General features: G+C 30.5%; 17 protein-coding genes. All 17 read right to left on the bottom strand.

The genetic code is table 11. From position 1 onward, the window contains the following. Positions 1-11 precede the first annotated feature (11 nt). The 17 genes from FHS04_RS04285 to FHS04_RS04205 all read right to left on the bottom strand — a co-directional run bounded on the left by FHS04_RS04285 (position 12) and on the right by FHS04_RS04205 (position 18,454). The gene (locus tag FHS04_RS04285; protein ID WP_106680381.1) at positions 12-1,229 is read right to left on the bottom strand and encodes an OmpA family protein; all 1,218 of its coding nucleotides are present in this window, start codon (positions 1,227-1,229) and stop codon (positions 12-14) included. Positions 1,230-1,380: 151 nt separating this feature from the next. Next, complete coding sequence (locus FHS04_RS04280; protein WP_146131311.1) at positions 1,381-2,130, bottom strand: tetratricopeptide repeat protein; 750 nt, start codon at positions 2,128-2,130, stop codon at positions 1,381-1,383. A gap of 873 nt (positions 2,131-3,003) precedes the next feature. Beyond that, entirely contained in the window at positions 3,004-5,019 is a 2,016-nt protein-coding gene (locus FHS04_RS04275) for a tetratricopeptide repeat-containing sensor histidine kinase (RefSeq protein WP_106680385.1), read from the bottom strand. A gap of 69 nt (positions 5,020-5,088) precedes the next feature. Further along, on the bottom strand, positions 5,089-5,256 hold the full coding sequence (locus FHS04_RS04270; protein WP_181256139.1) for a hypothetical protein: 168 nt from the start codon (positions 5,254-5,256) through the stop codon (positions 5,089-5,091). After that, positions 5,257-5,811, bottom strand: coding sequence for an REP-associated tyrosine transposase (locus FHS04_RS04265; protein WP_106680387.1), 555 nt, complete (start codon positions 5,809-5,811; stop codon positions 5,257-5,259). A gap of 178 nt (positions 5,812-5,989) precedes the next feature. Beyond that, positions 5,990-6,292 carry a transposase gene (locus FHS04_RS04260; protein WP_317044638.1) on the bottom strand — a complete coding sequence of 101 codons (303 nt, stop codon included), beginning with the start codon at positions 6,290-6,292 and terminating at the stop codon, positions 5,990-5,992. A 94-nt stretch (positions 6,293-6,386) separates the two neighbouring features. Further along, a complete protein-coding gene (locus FHS04_RS04255; RefSeq protein ID WP_106680389.1) occupies positions 6,387-7,373 on the bottom strand; it encodes a hypothetical protein in 987 nt (328 codons plus the stop codon). Between the two features lie 141 nt (positions 7,374-7,514). Further along, on the bottom strand, positions 7,515-8,369 hold the full coding sequence (locus FHS04_RS04250; RefSeq protein WP_106680391.1) for a T9SS type A sorting domain-containing protein: 855 nt from the start codon (positions 8,367-8,369) through the stop codon (positions 7,515-7,517). Positions 8,370-9,536: 1,167 nt separating this feature from the next. Next, positions 9,537-9,842 (bottom strand): GIY-YIG nuclease family protein, encoded by a 306-nt coding sequence (locus tag FHS04_RS04245; protein WP_106680393.1) that lies wholly within the window; start codon positions 9,840-9,842, stop codon positions 9,537-9,539. Positions 9,843-10,879: 1,037 nt separating this feature from the next. Then, positions 10,880-11,626, bottom strand: a complete 747-nt coding sequence (locus tag FHS04_RS04240) for a LytR/AlgR family response regulator transcription factor (protein WP_106680395.1) — start codon at positions 11,624-11,626, stop codon at positions 10,880-10,882. Between the two features lie 135 nt (positions 11,627-11,761). Continuing rightward, positions 11,762-13,774: an ATP-binding protein gene (locus tag FHS04_RS04235; RefSeq protein ID WP_106680397.1), complete on the bottom strand. Its 2,013-nt coding sequence runs from the start codon at positions 13,772-13,774 to the stop codon at positions 11,762-11,764. A gap of 908 nt (positions 13,775-14,682) precedes the next feature. Then, positions 14,683-15,078 (bottom strand): hypothetical protein, encoded by a 396-nt coding sequence (locus FHS04_RS04230; protein ID WP_106680400.1) that lies wholly within the window; start codon positions 15,076-15,078, stop codon positions 14,683-14,685. A 622-nt stretch (positions 15,079-15,700) separates the two neighbouring features. Beyond that, the gene (locus FHS04_RS04225; protein ID WP_106680402.1) at positions 15,701-16,375 is read right to left on the bottom strand and encodes an SEC-C domain-containing protein; all 675 of its coding nucleotides are present in this window, start codon (positions 16,373-16,375) and stop codon (positions 15,701-15,703) included. Further along, positions 16,372-17,358 (bottom strand): adenylate/guanylate cyclase domain-containing protein, encoded by a 987-nt coding sequence (locus FHS04_RS04220; protein ID WP_106680405.1) that lies wholly within the window; start codon positions 17,356-17,358, stop codon positions 16,372-16,374. The genes FHS04_RS04225 and FHS04_RS04220 overlap by 4 nt, the downstream gene beginning before the upstream one ends. Positions 17,359-17,368: 10 nt before the next feature. After that, positions 17,369-17,854 (bottom strand): Pycsar system effector family protein, encoded by a 486-nt coding sequence (locus tag FHS04_RS04215; protein WP_106680407.1) that lies wholly within the window; start codon positions 17,852-17,854, stop codon positions 17,369-17,371. Beyond that, complete coding sequence (locus FHS04_RS04210) at positions 17,841-18,266, bottom strand: lecithin retinol acyltransferase family protein (protein ID WP_106680409.1); 426 nt, start codon at positions 18,264-18,266, stop codon at positions 17,841-17,843. The genes FHS04_RS04215 and FHS04_RS04210 overlap by 14 nt, the downstream gene beginning before the upstream one ends. Before the next feature lie 11 nt (positions 18,267-18,277). Continuing rightward, the gene (locus tag FHS04_RS04205) at positions 18,278-18,454 is read right to left on the bottom strand and encodes a hypothetical protein (protein WP_181256140.1); all 177 of its coding nucleotides are present in this window, start codon (positions 18,452-18,454) and stop codon (positions 18,278-18,280) included. Positions 18,455-18,548: the final 94 nt, after the last annotated feature.

Raw genomic sequence — 18,548 nt, 5'->3', positions numbered from 1 at the left:
AATTAAATTAATCAGTGAAAAATCTTTATTGTAAGTTTAGCTCTTCTATTTAAAGCTCTTCCTTTTTCTGTAGAATTGTCTGCACTTGGTTGGCTTTCTCCAAAGCTATTTGTAGTAATATTTTCAGACTTAATACCATGAGTTACCAAGTAATCTTTCACGTTATTAGCTCTATTAATTGACAAAGACTTATTAAAGGTTTCTTCACCTGTATTATCAGTATGTCCATCAATTTTAAGTGTTATAGTATCTGCATTTTTAGACATTTCTATAATAGCATCTAATATACCTTTAGCGTTATTATCTAAAGATGCGCTATTATACTCAAAATAAACTGTTTTTTGAGTATCTATTACTACAGGGCTTTTTTCAATATTATTAGTATTTGAAGGTGTTTCCTGAATACTGCTTTTAGATGATGGGCAACCACCATCTATATTTTTTTCATTCGGACATTTATCTAAACTATCAGGTATACCATCGTTATCTGTATCAGGGCAACCTGCAAACTCCTTTTTACCTGCTACTTCTGGACACAAATCATAAGCATCTTCTATCCCATCGTTATCTGTATCTAAAACTTCCTTTGTTTCTTCCTTAGAAGTAGATTTACCTAAGTTGTAATAAACACCTACGCTATTTTGAAAATGCTTTGTTAAATACTCTTTAAAAGAATGTTTATATGCAAACTGTAAGTTAACACCAAAACGGTCTGTAATATCATACGTAAGACCAAGTGCTCCATTTACTGTACCTGCACCAACAAAATCATCATCAGACTCTTTCGTTGAGTATGTATTGTAAGGTCCTTCTTCTATCCAGGTATAACCACCACCAATTGCTACATATGGCTTTAATTTTGATTTGGTAAGTATTTTAAAATTAACCATACCATCTAAACCATAGTACTCTAAATGATCTACAAAAACACTAACGTCGTTACCATCTTCGCCCCATTTAGAGATTTCATTGAATGATACTTTTGCAGTGAGAGAAAGTCTATCAGAAAAACTTCTTGTTCCTGCAAAATAAGTTCCCAAATTCCAATGATCATTGATATTAAAATACTCATCAAAAAACTCACCCTGTGGTGTATCTTCTCCAACAGAATATACGTTTACATAATTAACTCCTGCCTCAAAAGACCAACGGCTTAATTCACTTTGCGAATAACCATTTTGTAGATTTACTAAAACACAAAATGCTATTAAATAATAAAATTGTTTCATGAGGTTTTAAATTACATTTTATAATTGCTAATATGACTATATCTTATATTTGGATTAAAAAAAGAAGTAATAAATGGCTGTAATAAAGTATAAGCGGGAAAACCTTAAAAGCGTTTTTCCGTTTATCAATCATTATTATCACATTAATATTTTAGTTATCTGTATCTGATTTATTAGCAGATCTACTTAACTGTGCTTCGTTTTGCATGGTTATGGTTACGGCATTAGTGTTTTGAGTAGCTAATGCAAATTCTGGCATAATTTTTAAGGCTTCATCAAAAGCTTGTTTTGCTGTTGTGTTATCCTTTAGCTCAAAAGCTATTAACCCTTGTAAATTATAAGCAGCTGCCTTTAGTGGTACATTTTGATTTTTAGTCTTGTCTATAGCAAACTGTATGTAGGCATTTTCTATGTCATCACACTGTAAAGCTTGTAAAACAGTATTTTGTGCTTCAGTTAAGCGCTTAATACCATATTGTAGCATAGCCAATTGATAGCCATGAGCCATATTTTTTGTTTTAGAAAACAATATTTCATAAGCCTCTATAGCATCTTTAGTAGCTCCTAAATTTTGTAAGCTTACTGCGTTAATTTCTAAAAGCTGGATGTTCTCACTTTTCTCTTTTAATAGTTCTTTTGCTAATAAATGACTACTTACATAATTACCTATGTTATAATAAGTAATTGCCAAACTATCTTTATAAGTGCTTTTTTCACCTTCTAATGCAACGATGCTATGCATACTGTTAATAGCCGTTTGGGCATCATTGTATGTGAGTGCTTGTTTTACAATTTTTTTATGTTTTGACAACTCAATAGTTGTTAAATCTTCTTGTGTAAGTTTTTGACTAAACATGCCATGGGAAATCAATAGGGCAATTATTAAGGCTAAGTGTTTCATTACAAATTCTTTTTTGTGTTATATTATTTTCACAAATAACAGTGAAATTTAAAAGGGTTAAAACAAATGGTTAATAAGTGGTTGTATAGGGTAATAAATGGGCTCATGCTTGTTGTTGAGATTCTTCACTAGCGTTCAGAATGACAATGGATGCTCGGAATGACAGATAATTAGGAATAAACAAAGTCTTGTTGTCATACTGAGTGCAACGAAGTATCTCTTTTTTTTTGCGCTTGTGTTTGAGATTCTTCACTATCGTTCAGAATGACAAAATGCTTGAAGTGACTATGAGATTCTTCGCGTTGCTCAGAATGACAGAATGATTGGAATGACAATTGTTTTCCTGCGCGGCAATCTGGCACCTTCACTAAATCAATCCACTGGATTGATTTTAAACGTTTGGTCCAATTTCGAGTGAAGTGAAGCGTAATCGAGAAATCTTTTTTTTTCAGATATAGATCTCTCGGCAAGCTCGAGATGACAAAGTGATTCTTCACTAGCATTCAGAATGACAGAATGAGATTCCTCTGCTGTGCTCGGAATGACAATGGACATTCAGAATGACAAAGAAATTTAGCTTCGCTGAACCTAAAGGTTTCTTGGCTGTGCTCGGATTTACAGAAAATAACAAAGAACAAAGTGTTGTTGTCATACTGAGGGTACCGAAGTATCTCATACTTTGTTCTATTATTGAGATTCTTCACTAGCGTTCAGAATGACAAAATGCTTGAAGTGACTATGAGATTCTTCGCGTTGCTCAGAATGACAGAATCAGATTCCTCTTGCTACGCAATGTACTCTCAACCAAAATATATTTTGGTTTCAGTAATGCTCGGAATGACAAGCATGCAGTTAATTAAAAATCTACTTTTATTAAATAGTTACTACAGCCTTAGAGCCCTTATTAAGTTGGCTAAATATTTGCAAAGTACCTTTTTGTAGTTCCATAAGCTCTTTGCATAAAATTAGCCCTAAGCCGTGACCTTTTTCTTGGTTAGTGCCTTTTATGGATGCTACTTTGGTAATATCAAAAATATTGTTGAGTTGCTCTTGGGTCATACCTATGCCATTATCTTCTATCTCTAGGCTTATGGTACCATCGCTTAGTTTTTCTAAATTAAAGGTAATAGTGCCACCTTCTGGTGTAAACTTTATGGCATTTACAAACAGGTTACCTATTACAGTTTGCATCATGTTTTGGTCTGCATTTATAGTAATATCATTAGGCACATTAGTAACAATTTTTATCTCTTTTTTATCGGCCATTACTAGATAAGGTCGTAAGGCGTTCTCAACAATATCCTTGCAATTTACTTGGGTTTTATTTACCACCAATTTATCTTGCTGTACCTTAGCCCAATCCAGCAAGGTTCTAGTTAAGTTGTAATTATTATTAGCATATTTATTTATGGTGCTTATAAACTCTTTTCGTTCTGTATCTGTAAAATTATTGTAATCTTCGTCTAATAGATTGGTATAGCCCAAAATGGCATTAAACGGGTTTACTAGATCGTGGGCAATAATGCCAAACAATTTTTGTTTGTTGGCGTTGCTTTTTTCTAGCTCTTCTTTTTGTTGGTTTATAATCGTATTTTGCTCTGCCAATAAGTTGGCGGTTTTTTTCTTGGCTTTAAATCTACTGTACGTTGCACCTAACGCAACTAAACCTAAAATAGAGAGCAGTATTAAATAGTTACGTGCTTTTTTTTGTTGTTGTACCTCTAATACTTTAATTTCATTTTCTTTTTTTAATAGCTCATTTTCTTGTATTTTTTTTTCGGTTTGGTACTTTTTACCATATTCGGCAAATGTATTGGTTACTTCTATTTTATGTAATGTATCTAGGGTTTTGTTCAATAGCTCTGCATATTTTAATGCTTTCTGATACTGATTAGCTCCTTTATAACTATTTAATGCTATTTGATATATTTGTGCGTTATCGCTTAAAATTTCATCTTCGCTATTATTAGCTGAGTGAGATGCTTCATAGGCATTAAAATAACTACAAGCTTTTTCGTATTCTTCTACACTTACGTGTAATTCTGCTAAATTTAAAAGACTATGTTCTATAGCTGTTTTATCTTTTCTGCCCTTGCTAATTTCTAGTTGTTTTTTAAAATAGTAAATGGCTTTATTGTAATCTTTAAAATGAGCATAGGTTAAGCCTTTTAGTTCGTTAATTTCAAACCTACCTTTAAAGTACCTACCATTATATACTTGGTCCGTTTTATCTAAATACTCTAGCGCTTTTTCTTTATTATTAAGCTCTGTATATATAAACACTAAATTTACGTGTACCATTGCTACATTTAGAATATTATCATTAGTTTCTTTTTTATTTAAACTTTCAATAATACTCATGCAATCTAAAAAAAAAGTCTCTGCCAGTTTATATTGCGCTTCGTACATGTAATTATTACCAATATTGCCGTAGGCAATTAATACTTTTTTATTGTTTTTTATTTCCAATGCTAAAGCTAATGCCTTTTTATAATACTCTGTAGATGTATGGCTATTGTCTAATGCATTTTCTAATCTGCCGTAATTAATCTCTGCATTGTACATAGCAAGGGTATCATTAAGTTTTTTTGCTATAGAATCTAACCTGCCATTAAACTTACAGGCTTCTTTAAACATTTTATATTGGTAATATATTTGTACTTTGTTATGTAGAGCTAAAAGCTTTAAAGAATCGTTATTGTTTTGTACTGCTAGTGCATAACTTTTATCTAGATAATAAAAAACAGAATCTCTTTGGTTTTGAGATAATTTTTTAGCTTTATTTAAGTAAAATGAAGCTGTTTTTTTTAAGGGCTCATTTTGTGCATTTACACAAAAACTAACCAAAAAAAACATTATAGCAACACAATACAAAAATGCAATTTTCATTTCTTTTTATTACAGTTCTAATAAACTTAAAGTTAAAAAAATTCTTATAAAAAGCGAAAAATATTTTAGTTAATGAAACTGCACCCATTTAGTGCCATTAAAGCCTTCTATTTTACCAGTGGTGGCATTATAGCGTATCATGCCTGCATAGTCTTTTAGGTCTCTAAGCTCGTTTTGGGTATTGTTGGTCTCTTTTATGAGTTTACTGCCTCCTATTTGAACCGTGCGTAACAGCAATCAAAATATTATTAATGGTATTATTTCCAACTCACTATCTAATTCTGCATAATTTCGTGCAGAACTAAAAACATAATCCTCAGGGATAGCTACTATTTTTTCTGCAACAGGATTGTTATGAATATAGTCTGTTTTTTGTTTTATAAACTTATTTGAATACACCTTTTCTGCATGATATCCATTTTGCCAAACTTTATAGGTTTGTTTTCTTTTTAAATGTGTACAGGCATTTTTAAAGTAATCTAACATCCATTCTCTTCTGCTCTCAGGATATTCTTTAATAGTTTGTATAATCTTTTTTGATGTATAGGTTTTAAAATCTCTAATAACATCAGAAAGCATACTTTCGTCTTCAACTTTACACAATAAATGTATATGGCTACTCATTAAGCAGTATGCATATACCTCTAAGCCCTTGTGTTTTTGACAATACTGAAGTGCATTAATAATTATGTCCTTTTGTCTTAACCTTGTAAAAACATCTACCCAACCTACTACAGTTATGGTAATAAAGTAAACTGCATCTTGCTCTGTAGCTTTGTATTTTGTTGACATTTTAACTTGTTTGTAGCATAGTAAAAATAGCGTTTTTATTGAAACTCCTTAAGTTCTTGAAACACCGTTATTACGGTCGTCAGCTTCAGTGAACTAAAATACTTATACTGTACTGTGCCTTATACAAAAACTGCAACAAACTAATGTTGCGGTTTTACTATTTTATTATTGGCACGGACTACAAGTCCGCGCTATCGGGATTGTTTTCTATAGCTTCTATCACTTTTTTTGCTGTATACTTTTTAAAATCTCGCAATAACTCCATTGGTTGGTCTTTAGCCGACCTAAAAATAAAATGTACATGACTTGGCATAAAGCAATATGCATACAACTCCATGCCTTTTTCTTGTCTACAATAGTTTATGCTTTCTGCCAATACATCAAAGTAAATCTGCCTTGTAAAAACATCTATCCAATTTACCGTGGCGAAGGATACAAAATATAAGCCTTGTTTGTTATAAAACTTGTATTTTCTGCTCATAGTACAATATAAAAAAACCGTAGTAAATTAATACTACGGTTTTTAGTTTTATTTGCTATATACCCACACGATACAATCGTGCGGTAGCGGGGTATTAATGTAACTTTACCCAAGCACCACCTGTGTACCCATAAAAACCAATACCAGAACCTTTATCTCCATAAGCAATCATACCTGCAACTGGTGTTGCAACAGCATCTCCTACTTTAATGGCTCCATTTACATCTAGTTTTGCTACTGGCGATGTTGTACCGATTCCAAAGTTTCCTTCATTAGATATTCTAGCTAATTCATTATTCGCATTGTCTTTAAAAAGAATCCCAGTTGATCCAGCTGAATGAAGCTCTGTAGCTAATGAAGAAGAAAATAAAATTAATTTATTAGAGAATCTATGGTCCCTTATAACACCCCCATAATAAAGCTCTTCCAATTTCGCATTACCAGCAATTTCAAGTTTTTGGGTAGCAGAAGATTGTCCAATTGCAATATTTCCATCACTTTGAATTAAAAACATGCTAGGTAATATCTGGTTAAATCCAATACCATAACTATTACCACTTGGCCCTAATGAAGAATAAAATCTTGTTCTCCAGTAATCTGTTCCTTGGTTCAACTGCATTAGTGTAGTAGAATTTGTATTATTTGTTCTGATATATAAACCAGCTACACTAGTGTTTGATTCTAATAATGAAAATGCTCCTGATTCATTATAAATATGAAATTGTTCTGAAGGTGCTTCAATTCCAATTCCAACTTTACCATCTGTAAAAACTGCATCTGCAGGTGTTGTACCATCTACAAATTTTGCAGTACCAGTTGCGCTAGCCACCCAAGCAGTACCATCCCATAACATTACTTTGTTTGTTGTAGTGTCGTACACTTGTAAACCTGCTTCGTTGGCATCTAAAGTACCATCTACTGGTGTTAAAGAAGTGTGGTCTGCTATACGTGGTAATAGCATTCCTTTATCGCTTGTAATATCTAACCCTGCTTTTGGGTCTGTTGTGCCTACACCCACTTGGGCAAAGGTTGTAAAACTTGCTGCTATTAGGGCAGCGGTTAAAAATATTTTTTTTCTCATGATTTTGTTATTTAATTTAATGAATTCGTTAATCTTCGATTTCATTTTTGTTATTTTTAAAATTGTTTGTTGTTGTCATACTGAGGGAACCGAAGTACCTTTTTTTTATTAGATTCTTCACTAGCGTTCAGAATGACAAGATTATTTTACTAGTAATCGTTTTGTTATTTGTTGCGCTCCGTTATTAAACGAAAACTGTAATAAATACATGCCATTTGCTACTTGTGGCTTGTCTATACTATTAGCACCTGTTTGTACTGCAACGTTATTGTATTGCTTTATTACTTTACCTGTAATATCGTACATTGTTACATCTAACTGTTGTACGCTTTGTGGTAAGTTAAAGTTAATACGTGTTGTTGTTGCTGTAACTGGGTTTGGGTAAAATGCAAACGTACTTGCATTTAACTCGTCTAAACCAAGTGTTACATCTTCTTTTGCAAAAGACATTACAGTTGTTGTACCTGGTGTTACAGTTGTAGACCAAGTACCACCATTTGCGTCTGCAAATACAATGGCTAAAGGTCCTGTTGCTGCACCAAATGTAGTACTAGCTAGTGGTGTTGCAGTACCTGCAGACACATCACCTGTAAAGGTATATACCTCTGCACTTGCTAACACATAACCTGCAGGTGGTGTTCCTGTTGGCACTGCTGTAGCATCGTAACTCATAGTTGCTAAACCAGTAGATGAGAAGTTTGGACTTCTGTCTGGCGAAGCAGTTTCTAAAGAGACATCAAATGTATTGGCTGCTAAAAATGTAACAGGACCTTCTACATAATTGTCTGCACTGTGTACAAAATCTGACGCTACAGAAAATGTACCTCCGTTGTTATTATCTATAACTCCGGATGCAAAATTACCTGCTTCATAATGCAAAGTTGCACCATTACTTACATATATATCTGAATCTTGAGCAGTAGCAACACCCACAGACATAGAAAGCAATAACAACAAAGCACCACGAAGTGGATTTTTAAAGTCATTTTTTTTCATAAAAAAAATTTAGGTTAAACATTTACTTTAACTGTACTTGTGCTGTTTTGGCACATGTATAGTTTAGGCAAATTTGTTTGTATTTTTTTGATGTTTTAGTAGCTGTGTAACAAGTGGGCGCTATAGATAATAAGTGTTGTATAATTGTAGTTTACACTACTGTACATTAGTTATTTTACAAGAACTTTATAAACTAGCTTTTGCTTGTAGCCTGAAAGGATTTATTGTTATAACAAAAAATGAATGCTGATTAGCATTCATTTTTATTAAAGTAATTGCTATTAACCTTTATTGTTATCTAAAAACATGTATTGTTTTTATCTAGTTGGTCTTTGTGCAAGATTACAACAATAAGACACTTAACAATCTTGTAAAGTAATAAGTGTTGTTATAAATGTATAAGTGGGTTTGATATGAAGGGTGTTATGATTAGGTTTTGTTGGATTTGAGATTTTTTCACTAGCGTTTAGAATGACAAGTTTTGCTTAATAAGAAAAAGTATTGTTGTCATACTGAGGGAACCGAAGTATCTTTATAGTTTAATGCTTATTTTGAGATTCCTCGGCTATGCTCGGAATGACAAAGTGTGTTCACAAGGACAAAGTGTTGTTGTCATACTGAGGGAACCGAAGTATCTATTTTTTCCTTTATATTAGATTCTTCGCGTTGCTCAGAATGACAAAGAGTGTTCAGAATGACAAGTTATGATTATTGAGACGAAAGATTATTGTCATACTGAGTGCAGCGAAGTATCTTTATAGTTTAATGCTTATTTTGAGATTCCTCGGCTATGCTCGGAATGACAAAGTGTGTTCACAAGGACAAAGTGTTGTTGTCATACTGAGGGAACCGAAGTATCCACCTTCCTTTATATTAGATTCTTCGCGTTGCTCAAAATGACAAAGGGTGTTCGGAAAGACAAGTTATGATTATTGAGACGAAAGATTATTGTCATACTGAGTGCAGCGAAGTATCTCTGGTGTTATACTTGTTTTGAGATTCTTCGCAATGCTCAGAATGACAAAGAGTGTTCAGAATGACAAAGTGTTGCTGTCATACTGAGGGAACCGAAGTATCTCATGTTTTATTTTTTTATTTAATTTCTTCACTAGCGTTCAGAATGACAAATCATTTTGTTTGGTTGTCATACTGAGAGAAACGAGGCATCTATATATCATTATTCAAAAATTCCCAATTTGGATTAAAACTATTAATCAAATTTTCTTTTTTAACTCTTAACCAACCTTTTATTTGTTTTTCTCTAGTGATGGCAATTTCAACATTATTAAAATGCTCATAATATACAAGGTAAAAGCATTTATACTTTGAAGTGAAAGATTTTGAAAACGGTAACGGATTATTATGATAATGTAACCGCTCTTGTAGATTATTGGTTACTCCTGTATACAATACTGTTTTGTTTTTATTAGTAAGTATATATACATAGTAATTGTGATTACCTAAGGTTTTCATAATTGATAGTTAATTTATATTTTTAGATTCTTCACTAGCGTTCAGAATGGCAAGCTATGATTATTGAGACGAAAGATTATTGTCATACTGAGTGCAGCGAAGTATCTCTGGTGTTATACTTGTTTTGAGATTCTTCGTAATGCTCAGAATGACAAAGTATGTTCACAAGGACAAAGTGTTGTTGTCATACTGAGGGAACCGAAGTATCCACCTTCCTTTATATTAGATTCTTCACTGACGTTCAGAATGACAAATCATTTTGTTTGGTTGTCATGCTGAGAGAAACGAAACATCTATTTTTTCCTTTATATTAGATTCTTCGCGTTGCTCAGAATGACAAAGGGTGTTCGGAAAGACAAGTTATGATTATTGAGACGAAAGATTATTGTCATACTGAGTGCAGCGAAGTATCTCTGGTGTTATACTTGTTTTGAGATTCTTCGTAATGCTCAGAATGACAAAGTATGTTCACAAGGACAAAGTGTTGTTGTCATACTGAGGGAACCGAAGTATCTCATGTTTTATTTTTTTATTTAGTTTCTTCACTAGCGTTCAGAATGACAAATCATTTTGTTTGGTTGTCTTGCTGAGAGAAACGAAGCATCTATATAGTTTAGTGCAAGTTTTGAGATTCTTCGCGATGCTCAGAATGACAAAGGGTGTTCAGAATGACAAAGAGTGTTCGGAAAGACAAGTTATGATTATTGAGACGAAAGATTATTGTCATACTGAGTGCAGCGAAGTATCTCTGGTGTTATACTTGTTTTGAGATTCCTCGGCTATGCTCGGAATGACAAAGTGTGTTCACAAGGACAAAGTGTTGTTGTCATACTGAGGGAACCGAAGTATCTCATGTTTTATTTTTTTATTTAGTTTCTTCACTAGCGTTCAGAATGACAAATCATTATGTTTGGTTGTCATACTAAGAGAAACGAAGCATCTATATAGTTTAGTGCATGTTTTGAGATTCCTCGGCTATGCTCAGAATGACAAAACTGTCTAGTTAATTGAACTATAAAAATTCATCTAAGTTTGCGTTATTTTATCCTTAAAAACCTATGTAATTTTTCTTGTCTACGCTTTGCTATTGGTAAAGCTTTACCATTTAATAACTCACAATAATTACCAGCAGATTTATTAATGTTTATTACCATATTAAGATTAACAATATAACCATGGTGTATTCTAAAAAACAGTTGTGGGTCTAACAGTTTTTCATATTCTCCAAGATTACGACTGGCTATTTTGTGACTACCACTTGTTAAATGAAAAATGGTGTACCTGCCATCTGCTTCTATATACACAATATCTTCTGGGTGAATAATGTCTATTTTATTGGAAGAGGGAATTGCCACAAACTCTGAATATTGTTCTTGCTTTGTAGATTTTATGGCATCAGCATTTTGTTTTGCTTCTATATTTTTTATGGTCTTATCTATAGCAATAATTAGCTCTGTTGGTTTAATGGGTTTTATTAAATAGGCAGCTGTTTTTACAGAATTAATAGCTTGTATGGCATAGTCTTTATGTGAGGTTACAAATATTATTTCTACATTAGTGTTGGGTATTTGTTCTAATATTTGAAAACTGTTAGTATTATTTTCTAATTCTATATCAAGTATTAAAATATCTGGGTAATGCTCTAAGTATTGTTCTATTGCACTCTCAATATCTTGAGCTATGTACAGGGTTTCTACAGATTTGCAATACTTTTTTATGTATAACTTTAACAAGTCGCAGTTCTCTATTTCATCATCTACTATTAAGGCTGTATAATTTTGCATAAATACTATATCTATTAAAAAGCTTAGGCTACTTAAACTTACCTAAAAACAAAGTTTTTAGATGTTAATGTAAACAATTATATTCTATAATTGAAGTTTTTACGTAATAAATGGCTTAATAAAGAAATAAGTGTTTTAATGAGGCTTATTTGGAAATGAAACTGTTAGTGTTGTGCCTTTACCATGTTTGCTATTTATAATTAAATTACCACAGTGTAATTCTATAAGCTCTTTACAAATTAATAGGCCAAGACCTGTTCCTTTTTCATTACTTGTACCTTTGGTTGAATGTGTTGTGGCTATGGAAAAGAGGTTATTAATTTGCGCTTGAGACATACCTACACCTTCATCTTTTATGGTAATTTTAGTTGCATACTGATTACAATTTGCTAAAATAACAATACTGGAATTTTTATTTGAGTATTTTATTGCATTACTGTATATGTTAGATACTATTGTTTTAAAACCATCTTTATCTGCATATACTTTAATGTTTTCATCTATTTTAATAATTGTATTTATCTCTTTATTTCTAGAAAGAATGTTATAATTTTCTACAATATGAATTATAGTTTTTTTTAGAGAAAAATCAGTTTTATTTAATACAATAGCATCTTGTTGTGTTCTCGCCCAATCTAGAAGATTCTTAACTAGAGTGTAATTTTGGTTAGAGGAATTGTTGATTATTGTAATAATCTGAAGTTTTTCTGTGTTACTAAGAATTTCAAAATCGTTTTGCAAAATGTTGGTGTAACCAAGAATTGCATTAAATGGATTTATAAGATCATGAGCAATAATAGAAAAAAACTTTTGTTTGGTTTTATTGGCAATTTCTAAAGCTTGATTTTGCTTTGTAATTACATTATTCTTGACACTAAGTATACGTGCTACTTTTTGTTTATTTATATATCTGTGTAGTAGAACTAAGCTAAAAATTAGGACAATAAAAGCTAATGAGCCATACAAATAACTTTTTGTTCTTTCTCTAGATATGGTTAGTGCTTGTATTTGGTTGTCTTTTTTTAACAGTTCATTTTCTTTAATCTTTTTTTCTGTTTGGTATTTTTTGGCGTATTCAGCATAAGCTTTATTATCACTAACCTTTAGTAGGGAATCCAGATAGCTAATTTGCTGTATTGCAATATTAAAGGCTTGGTCTTTATGGTTTAAATTATATAAGTTGGTGTATCTTAATTTATTAATTTCAAATTGCATCCAATCTGGATACTCATACTGCATTAATGTATCGAGGTGCTTTAATGTTTTATCATAATTATTTAATTCACTATTAATTTGTGCCATTATTAATTGTGCTCTTAATAAGACATCGGTAAATTTATATGCTTTAGCTGTTTTAATATTTTGTTTGTTCTCCTTGAGTGCTAATGCATATTCCTTGTTTTCTAAGTAAAATTGCGCAAGTTGTATATTAGTTTGTAATATTAAGTGTTTGTCATCTAAACGTTTTGCAGTTGTCTTAGCTTTTAACAAATAATTTAATTGATTGGTATAGGGTATTAGTAGTTTAGAATAATTTAAATAGGCGTATATCAGCCAATAGGAATCTAACTGCTTAGCATAATTGGCATTAAACTCTATTACTTCATCTAAATAGAGTTTTGCCATTTCTTTATTATCTGTGTCTAAATAAATGCCTGCAATATTAATTTTAAGATGTAAACTGTCTTGGATAGCAGGTGCATAAACCAGGGATTGTTTAAAATAATCTAATGCCGTATTGTAATAGGTTTGGTATTTATTTATAAGGGCTAGTAAATTATAACTTTCATACAGCATACCATTTAGGTTATAGTTATAACCATATTCTATACATTTGTTTAAGTATTCTTCAGAAAGTAAATAGTCTTGTTTATTGAAATAAGCAAAGCCATAATGATAATTTATGTAGGGAAGTAATAGTGTGTCCTTAGACTCGAAAGCTAGTAACTCAGCTTTGCTAATAAAATATAATGTGGAATCTAAATTGGTGTGTAAATGAGCTTTCATCATTAATTCACCAACAGGACCTTCTGTATTAAGGTCTTCTAAATCTATCTGATTAAAATCTTTATATGTTAAGTTATTTTGAGCATAACTAAAACAAGTCCAAAACAATAAAATGTAATAATAATTAAAATTAGAACACATAGGTGAATTATAATACCACTTTCAAATCTATATTTTAATATGTATAAATGATTATATGAAGTAATAAGTGTGCTTATTATTAAAATAATCGTAGTAATTGTAGTTTTAAAATGAAAAAAGCGAGTTATAAAACTCGCTTTTTTGCCCCAAATCTACCATGAATATAACCTACTATATATGGCATAATCAAATTTAAAAACTGATTTTTTAAATCTAATACTTAAAGTAATAAGTGGTTAAAATAAGTAACATCTATTCCGTTTTAATTAGATAAATAATAACTATGGTTTACTAAATAAAAAACATCTTTTAAAATAACATTTATTGTAAAATAAAACCACTTATTAACTCATATATTGAGAAGAAAGGTTTTTTGATTTTTTTTAAAAAAACAACTAGACTATGTTTTTTAATCTATTTCATTCAAAAAAAAATGATTTTAACTCTATCAATTTGCCAATCAGTAATTTTAATGAATTAATTGGGTTAACAAAAAATGAGCTTACTCAAAAACTTGGCATTTCTTATAATGACATTCATTGTAATGTTTGGATGTATTACTTGTATCCAAAAAGAATATTAACCAAAAAGAATTGTTTGTATCTCCTTTTTAAAAAAGGTAAAGTAGAAAAATATTATCTAACAAGATTCAAAACTACCAAATTTCAAAAACATATGTAAAGATAATCAGTTTTACCAGTAAATAATTACATAAACTGTTTATCCCACTTATTACTTCATTTTTAATTTTAAGTTTTTGTCTTTTTATAATTGTTTAAGAATCCAACTTTAAAACAGTTATTAGTATGAAAATAAAAAGAATCAAACACAGGCATTGTTGGAGAATTAGTATGAGCATTACCGAGGTGACTTTAGCAATAATTATTTTAATTATCTTGTTATACCATTTAATCAAAATTTAATTTTTGATTAAAAAATATTTTAAGATTTGATAATTCATTTTTACTTATCTGTTCTACATTAAAAATGTAAACCCTTTTATCTTTAGTTGTTATAATTAACTTATTTAATTGAAAACTAATCTTTTTTATATTACTAATTTTAATAAGATTTCCTTTAGAGTAAGATATTCTTACATAAAGAAACCTCTTCATAACTAAAACATAGTTTTTAAACCAATATATTTTACTTAACATGATTATTGGTATCAAAATTCCTATGAAAATATTCGTAGATGACCAATCAGAATCAATATTTGTTATTCCTAAAGTTAAAAATGAAAATGAAATAATTGAAAACAAAAAAAATTCCCAATTATCAACTTCAATAAATATTTTATTCATAAATTAAAGATATACTGCACTTTAATTTCAATAAAAAACTAAGTAATAAGCGGTAAAAATTTTAAATACTAGAAAATATAATAATTAAAAAAAGAGCACTTTTGGGTGCTCTTTTACTAGTTGATTAAAACATTTTGTAAATGTGTGTGCTATTAACTTTGTGAAGAAATGTTCTCTTCAACTAATGTGTGTGTAAATTTGAAATGTAAATATTCCTATTCAAATTTATGAGACAAACTCTTAATTCTAATACCTCAAGTAATAAGCGGTTAATAAATGTGATAATTGGTAAACAAAATTTCAAATCAGCTAATACATCTCTATAATTAGACAAACCCAAAATTATTATTACAAAAACATACCTTTTTTAGAACGATAGTAATTATTCTAAATTCTATGAATAAAATATTTTTTTCAAAAATTTTAAAAGCACATTATTAAAATGTGCTTTTCTTTTTATTATTATTCAATTATAGTGTATCTATAAAACAAAGTTTGTATTAGATATATTTATTAAGTTATAAATCTTCGAGTCAAATTTCTTAAGCTTTATAAATGATCAAAATTACTCCTTTGAATTAGTAATTCGTATTTTAAAACAAATAAGATAAAATTAAAGAATTTAATGTTCGATTTCAGAAGAATTTAAAATCCTACTTTTAAAAATTTCTAAATCTATTTTAAGTATTTCTTTTCCAAAAAGTTTTAATTTTTCTACAATTATGCGACAGCATTTTTTATATTTCGGACTGCCACAAATCGGACATTGTTTGTTCCTTTCCGTTTTAAGAATGCCTAAAGAACATTCTAAATACTTTATAATTAACTCGAAATCGGTTAAATTAAATTCCTCCTCATAAAACTGTATTACTCCATCAACATCATGCTTATATTCTTCACCTGCATAGGATTCAGTTTTAATTTTATATTGATGATTTGCAAAAAATGGGTATATATATTTTTTATAAAAACCTATTAAAGTAATTCCTCTTCTTTTTTCAAGCATTAATTTATGATGTATATCTAAACAACATTGTCCTTTTTTGGAAATATGAAAATCATCATCACGTTCAATTTTAGTACTATATTCATAGACCTCAGGAACAACATGAGGATATCCTAATTTTGGAATAACTATTCTTACATCATAATCATTCCAAAAATCTCCATTAGTGTCTATTACATCGATAACTCCATCTAAAACTAGAAAGCTATCATCCGTTTTATCTATGTTGACACTAAAATTATAATACGTATCTAAAAAGTTATTTAAATCTTTAATTAGTTGATTTTTCATTGAGTTTTAAAGTATGGTTTGCTTGTTTTAGCAATAGGACTTAAATATGTTGGGTTAAGTGTTGGTTTTATTGAATCCCCAATATTTAAAATTAAATCACCATCTATATTTTGCTTTGCAAAATCATTATCAACTAAATATCTCTCCCAATTAAAATCATAGTGGTTATAAAATCTGCCATCTTCATGATCCCAAATTGGTTTAGGTTTTTGTTTAAAATATTTTTCAGTAGATGATAGTTGATTAAAAATGTGTTGTCCCACAACAATACCATTACTTAAAGCTGTCGCTTGCATTTTAGGGGCTAAACTAGTATGTAAACTACAGGTTGTTACTTCACCGGATTCACCTAACCCAGAATACATCCATAATACTTGATTATCATGACCTAAATCAATTCCAGTCCTTGTGTAAATATCTTTAACGCCGTTAGATTCAAAATAATCTTTAAGGTCATTCTTAACAAAATATGATATCATTGAAAAGGCTTTTAAAGCATCCCTTGTGGCTTGACTTTTTTCGATATTTTTCCCACCAAAGTAAACCATAAGGCCGTCACCTTGAATTCTATGCACATAACCGCCACAAAGGTTAACAGCGAATATAGATGCTTTTACTATACCTTCTGTAATTAAAGCAACTGTAGCCAATGTAAATCGGTTATGTAATTGGGTACTTTTTTGCACATCAATAAATCCTGATATTATCCAATGCTTTTCAGTATTAGTAGTACCTCTTAAATGACCAAAGTCAGGATGGTGTCCTAGTTTAGGTAGGTTGGTTATGGTAGGAGTTCCATGTCCTTTAACTAGTTGTACGGATTCATTAAGATTCTCTAAACCAGGAAGTTCACTTCTAAGATCTTGAATATATCCCAAGTCATAATCTTCATCTGGTGAGTCACTAAAAAACCTATTACTGTATTTAGGATCTTTATCTACAGCTTTTTTTATAACGTCTAAATAAGGGTCAAAAATGTTCATGATATTTGTGTTATGAATTAATTAAAATTGTTAAAAGTATAATGAGCAACAAGGCAAATTGAGCAACAAGAAGTATTCCGGCTAATTTTAACCTTGTGAACTTCTTAGTCAATCCTTTTGAAAGGATATAAGTTTGTGATCTTAAATCTTTTAACTCATCTTTTTTGGAGTATTCTTCTGATGTTTTATTAAATTCAGATTCTTTCATTTGTGAAACTGAACCAAAATAATAGAGGGAATCTGGCTTTTTTGAAAAAAATGGAATACTAGCTAGCGATAAAATAATTAAACTAATAATTCCTATAAGTAATAAAAGACCAATACAGAATTTTCCAAACCCTGACATTTCACAAACCAATGTGGTCTGTGTTAATAACACTATGATTCCTCCTGTAATGAAGGTATTTATGGCTATGTAAACCGCTGATTTATTGTTTACACTGTCAAAATAATGGTCAAACCTGCCTATGGTATACTTTAACCTATCTCTCTCCATTGTTACTTGCAATAAATTTTAGTGTTGCTAATCCCGCAATGATTAAAAAACCATTAGAAACTTGACTACTGGATTCTTTTCCATATTGCACCCAGTTGGCAAAATGTTCACAGTTAAAACCCAGAAAGCTGTATTTATGTCCAAGTTTCTGTCTTGCTCTTATAATAGCTTGTTGTATTTGTAATTGATCACCATTAAATCGTCTTACTCTAATCGGCTCATATTCCTTAAGAAGTTCCAATAACTCAAAATGAGAAATTTGTTTCACAGAGCCTTTAAGATTACCAACAAAAAACCCGTTCCCCAGATGAACTACATAGTGATCTAAAATGCGTCCTATACCGCTCCTCTTTTTAGCCACAATCACATCTATAGGCCTTAAGCTGTTTATTAATTGTAAATAATTCGTCATGTTATCAGTATTTATTTTTCTTTTCTTACACCCTTAAAAGGAGTTTTACTGGAGGTTTTACCATCCATAAACCGTCCTGTTTCTGTATCACGTTTTACCCAAACATTAGTTTTTGGATTTTTTACTTGTGAGCGTCCTTTAACTGCTCCATGTCTTCGGTTATCACCTCTTTTTCCATTTGTTGCCATCTTAATAAAATTTTGTATATTTTAAAATTATTAATGCCTCAATCTTTTTTGGGGCGTTATATTTATATGAACAAAGTGTGACAAAAAATATTTG

This window comes from Mesoflavibacter zeaxanthinifaciens subsp. sabulilitoris, from assembly GCF_014191595.1.
GTDB lineage: Bacteria > Bacteroidota > Bacteroidia > Flavobacteriales > Flavobacteriaceae > Mesoflavibacter > Mesoflavibacter zeaxanthinifaciens.
The sequence above is the reverse complement of the archived record's forward strand: the minus strand, read 5'-3'. Positions and strand labels throughout refer to the sequence as shown.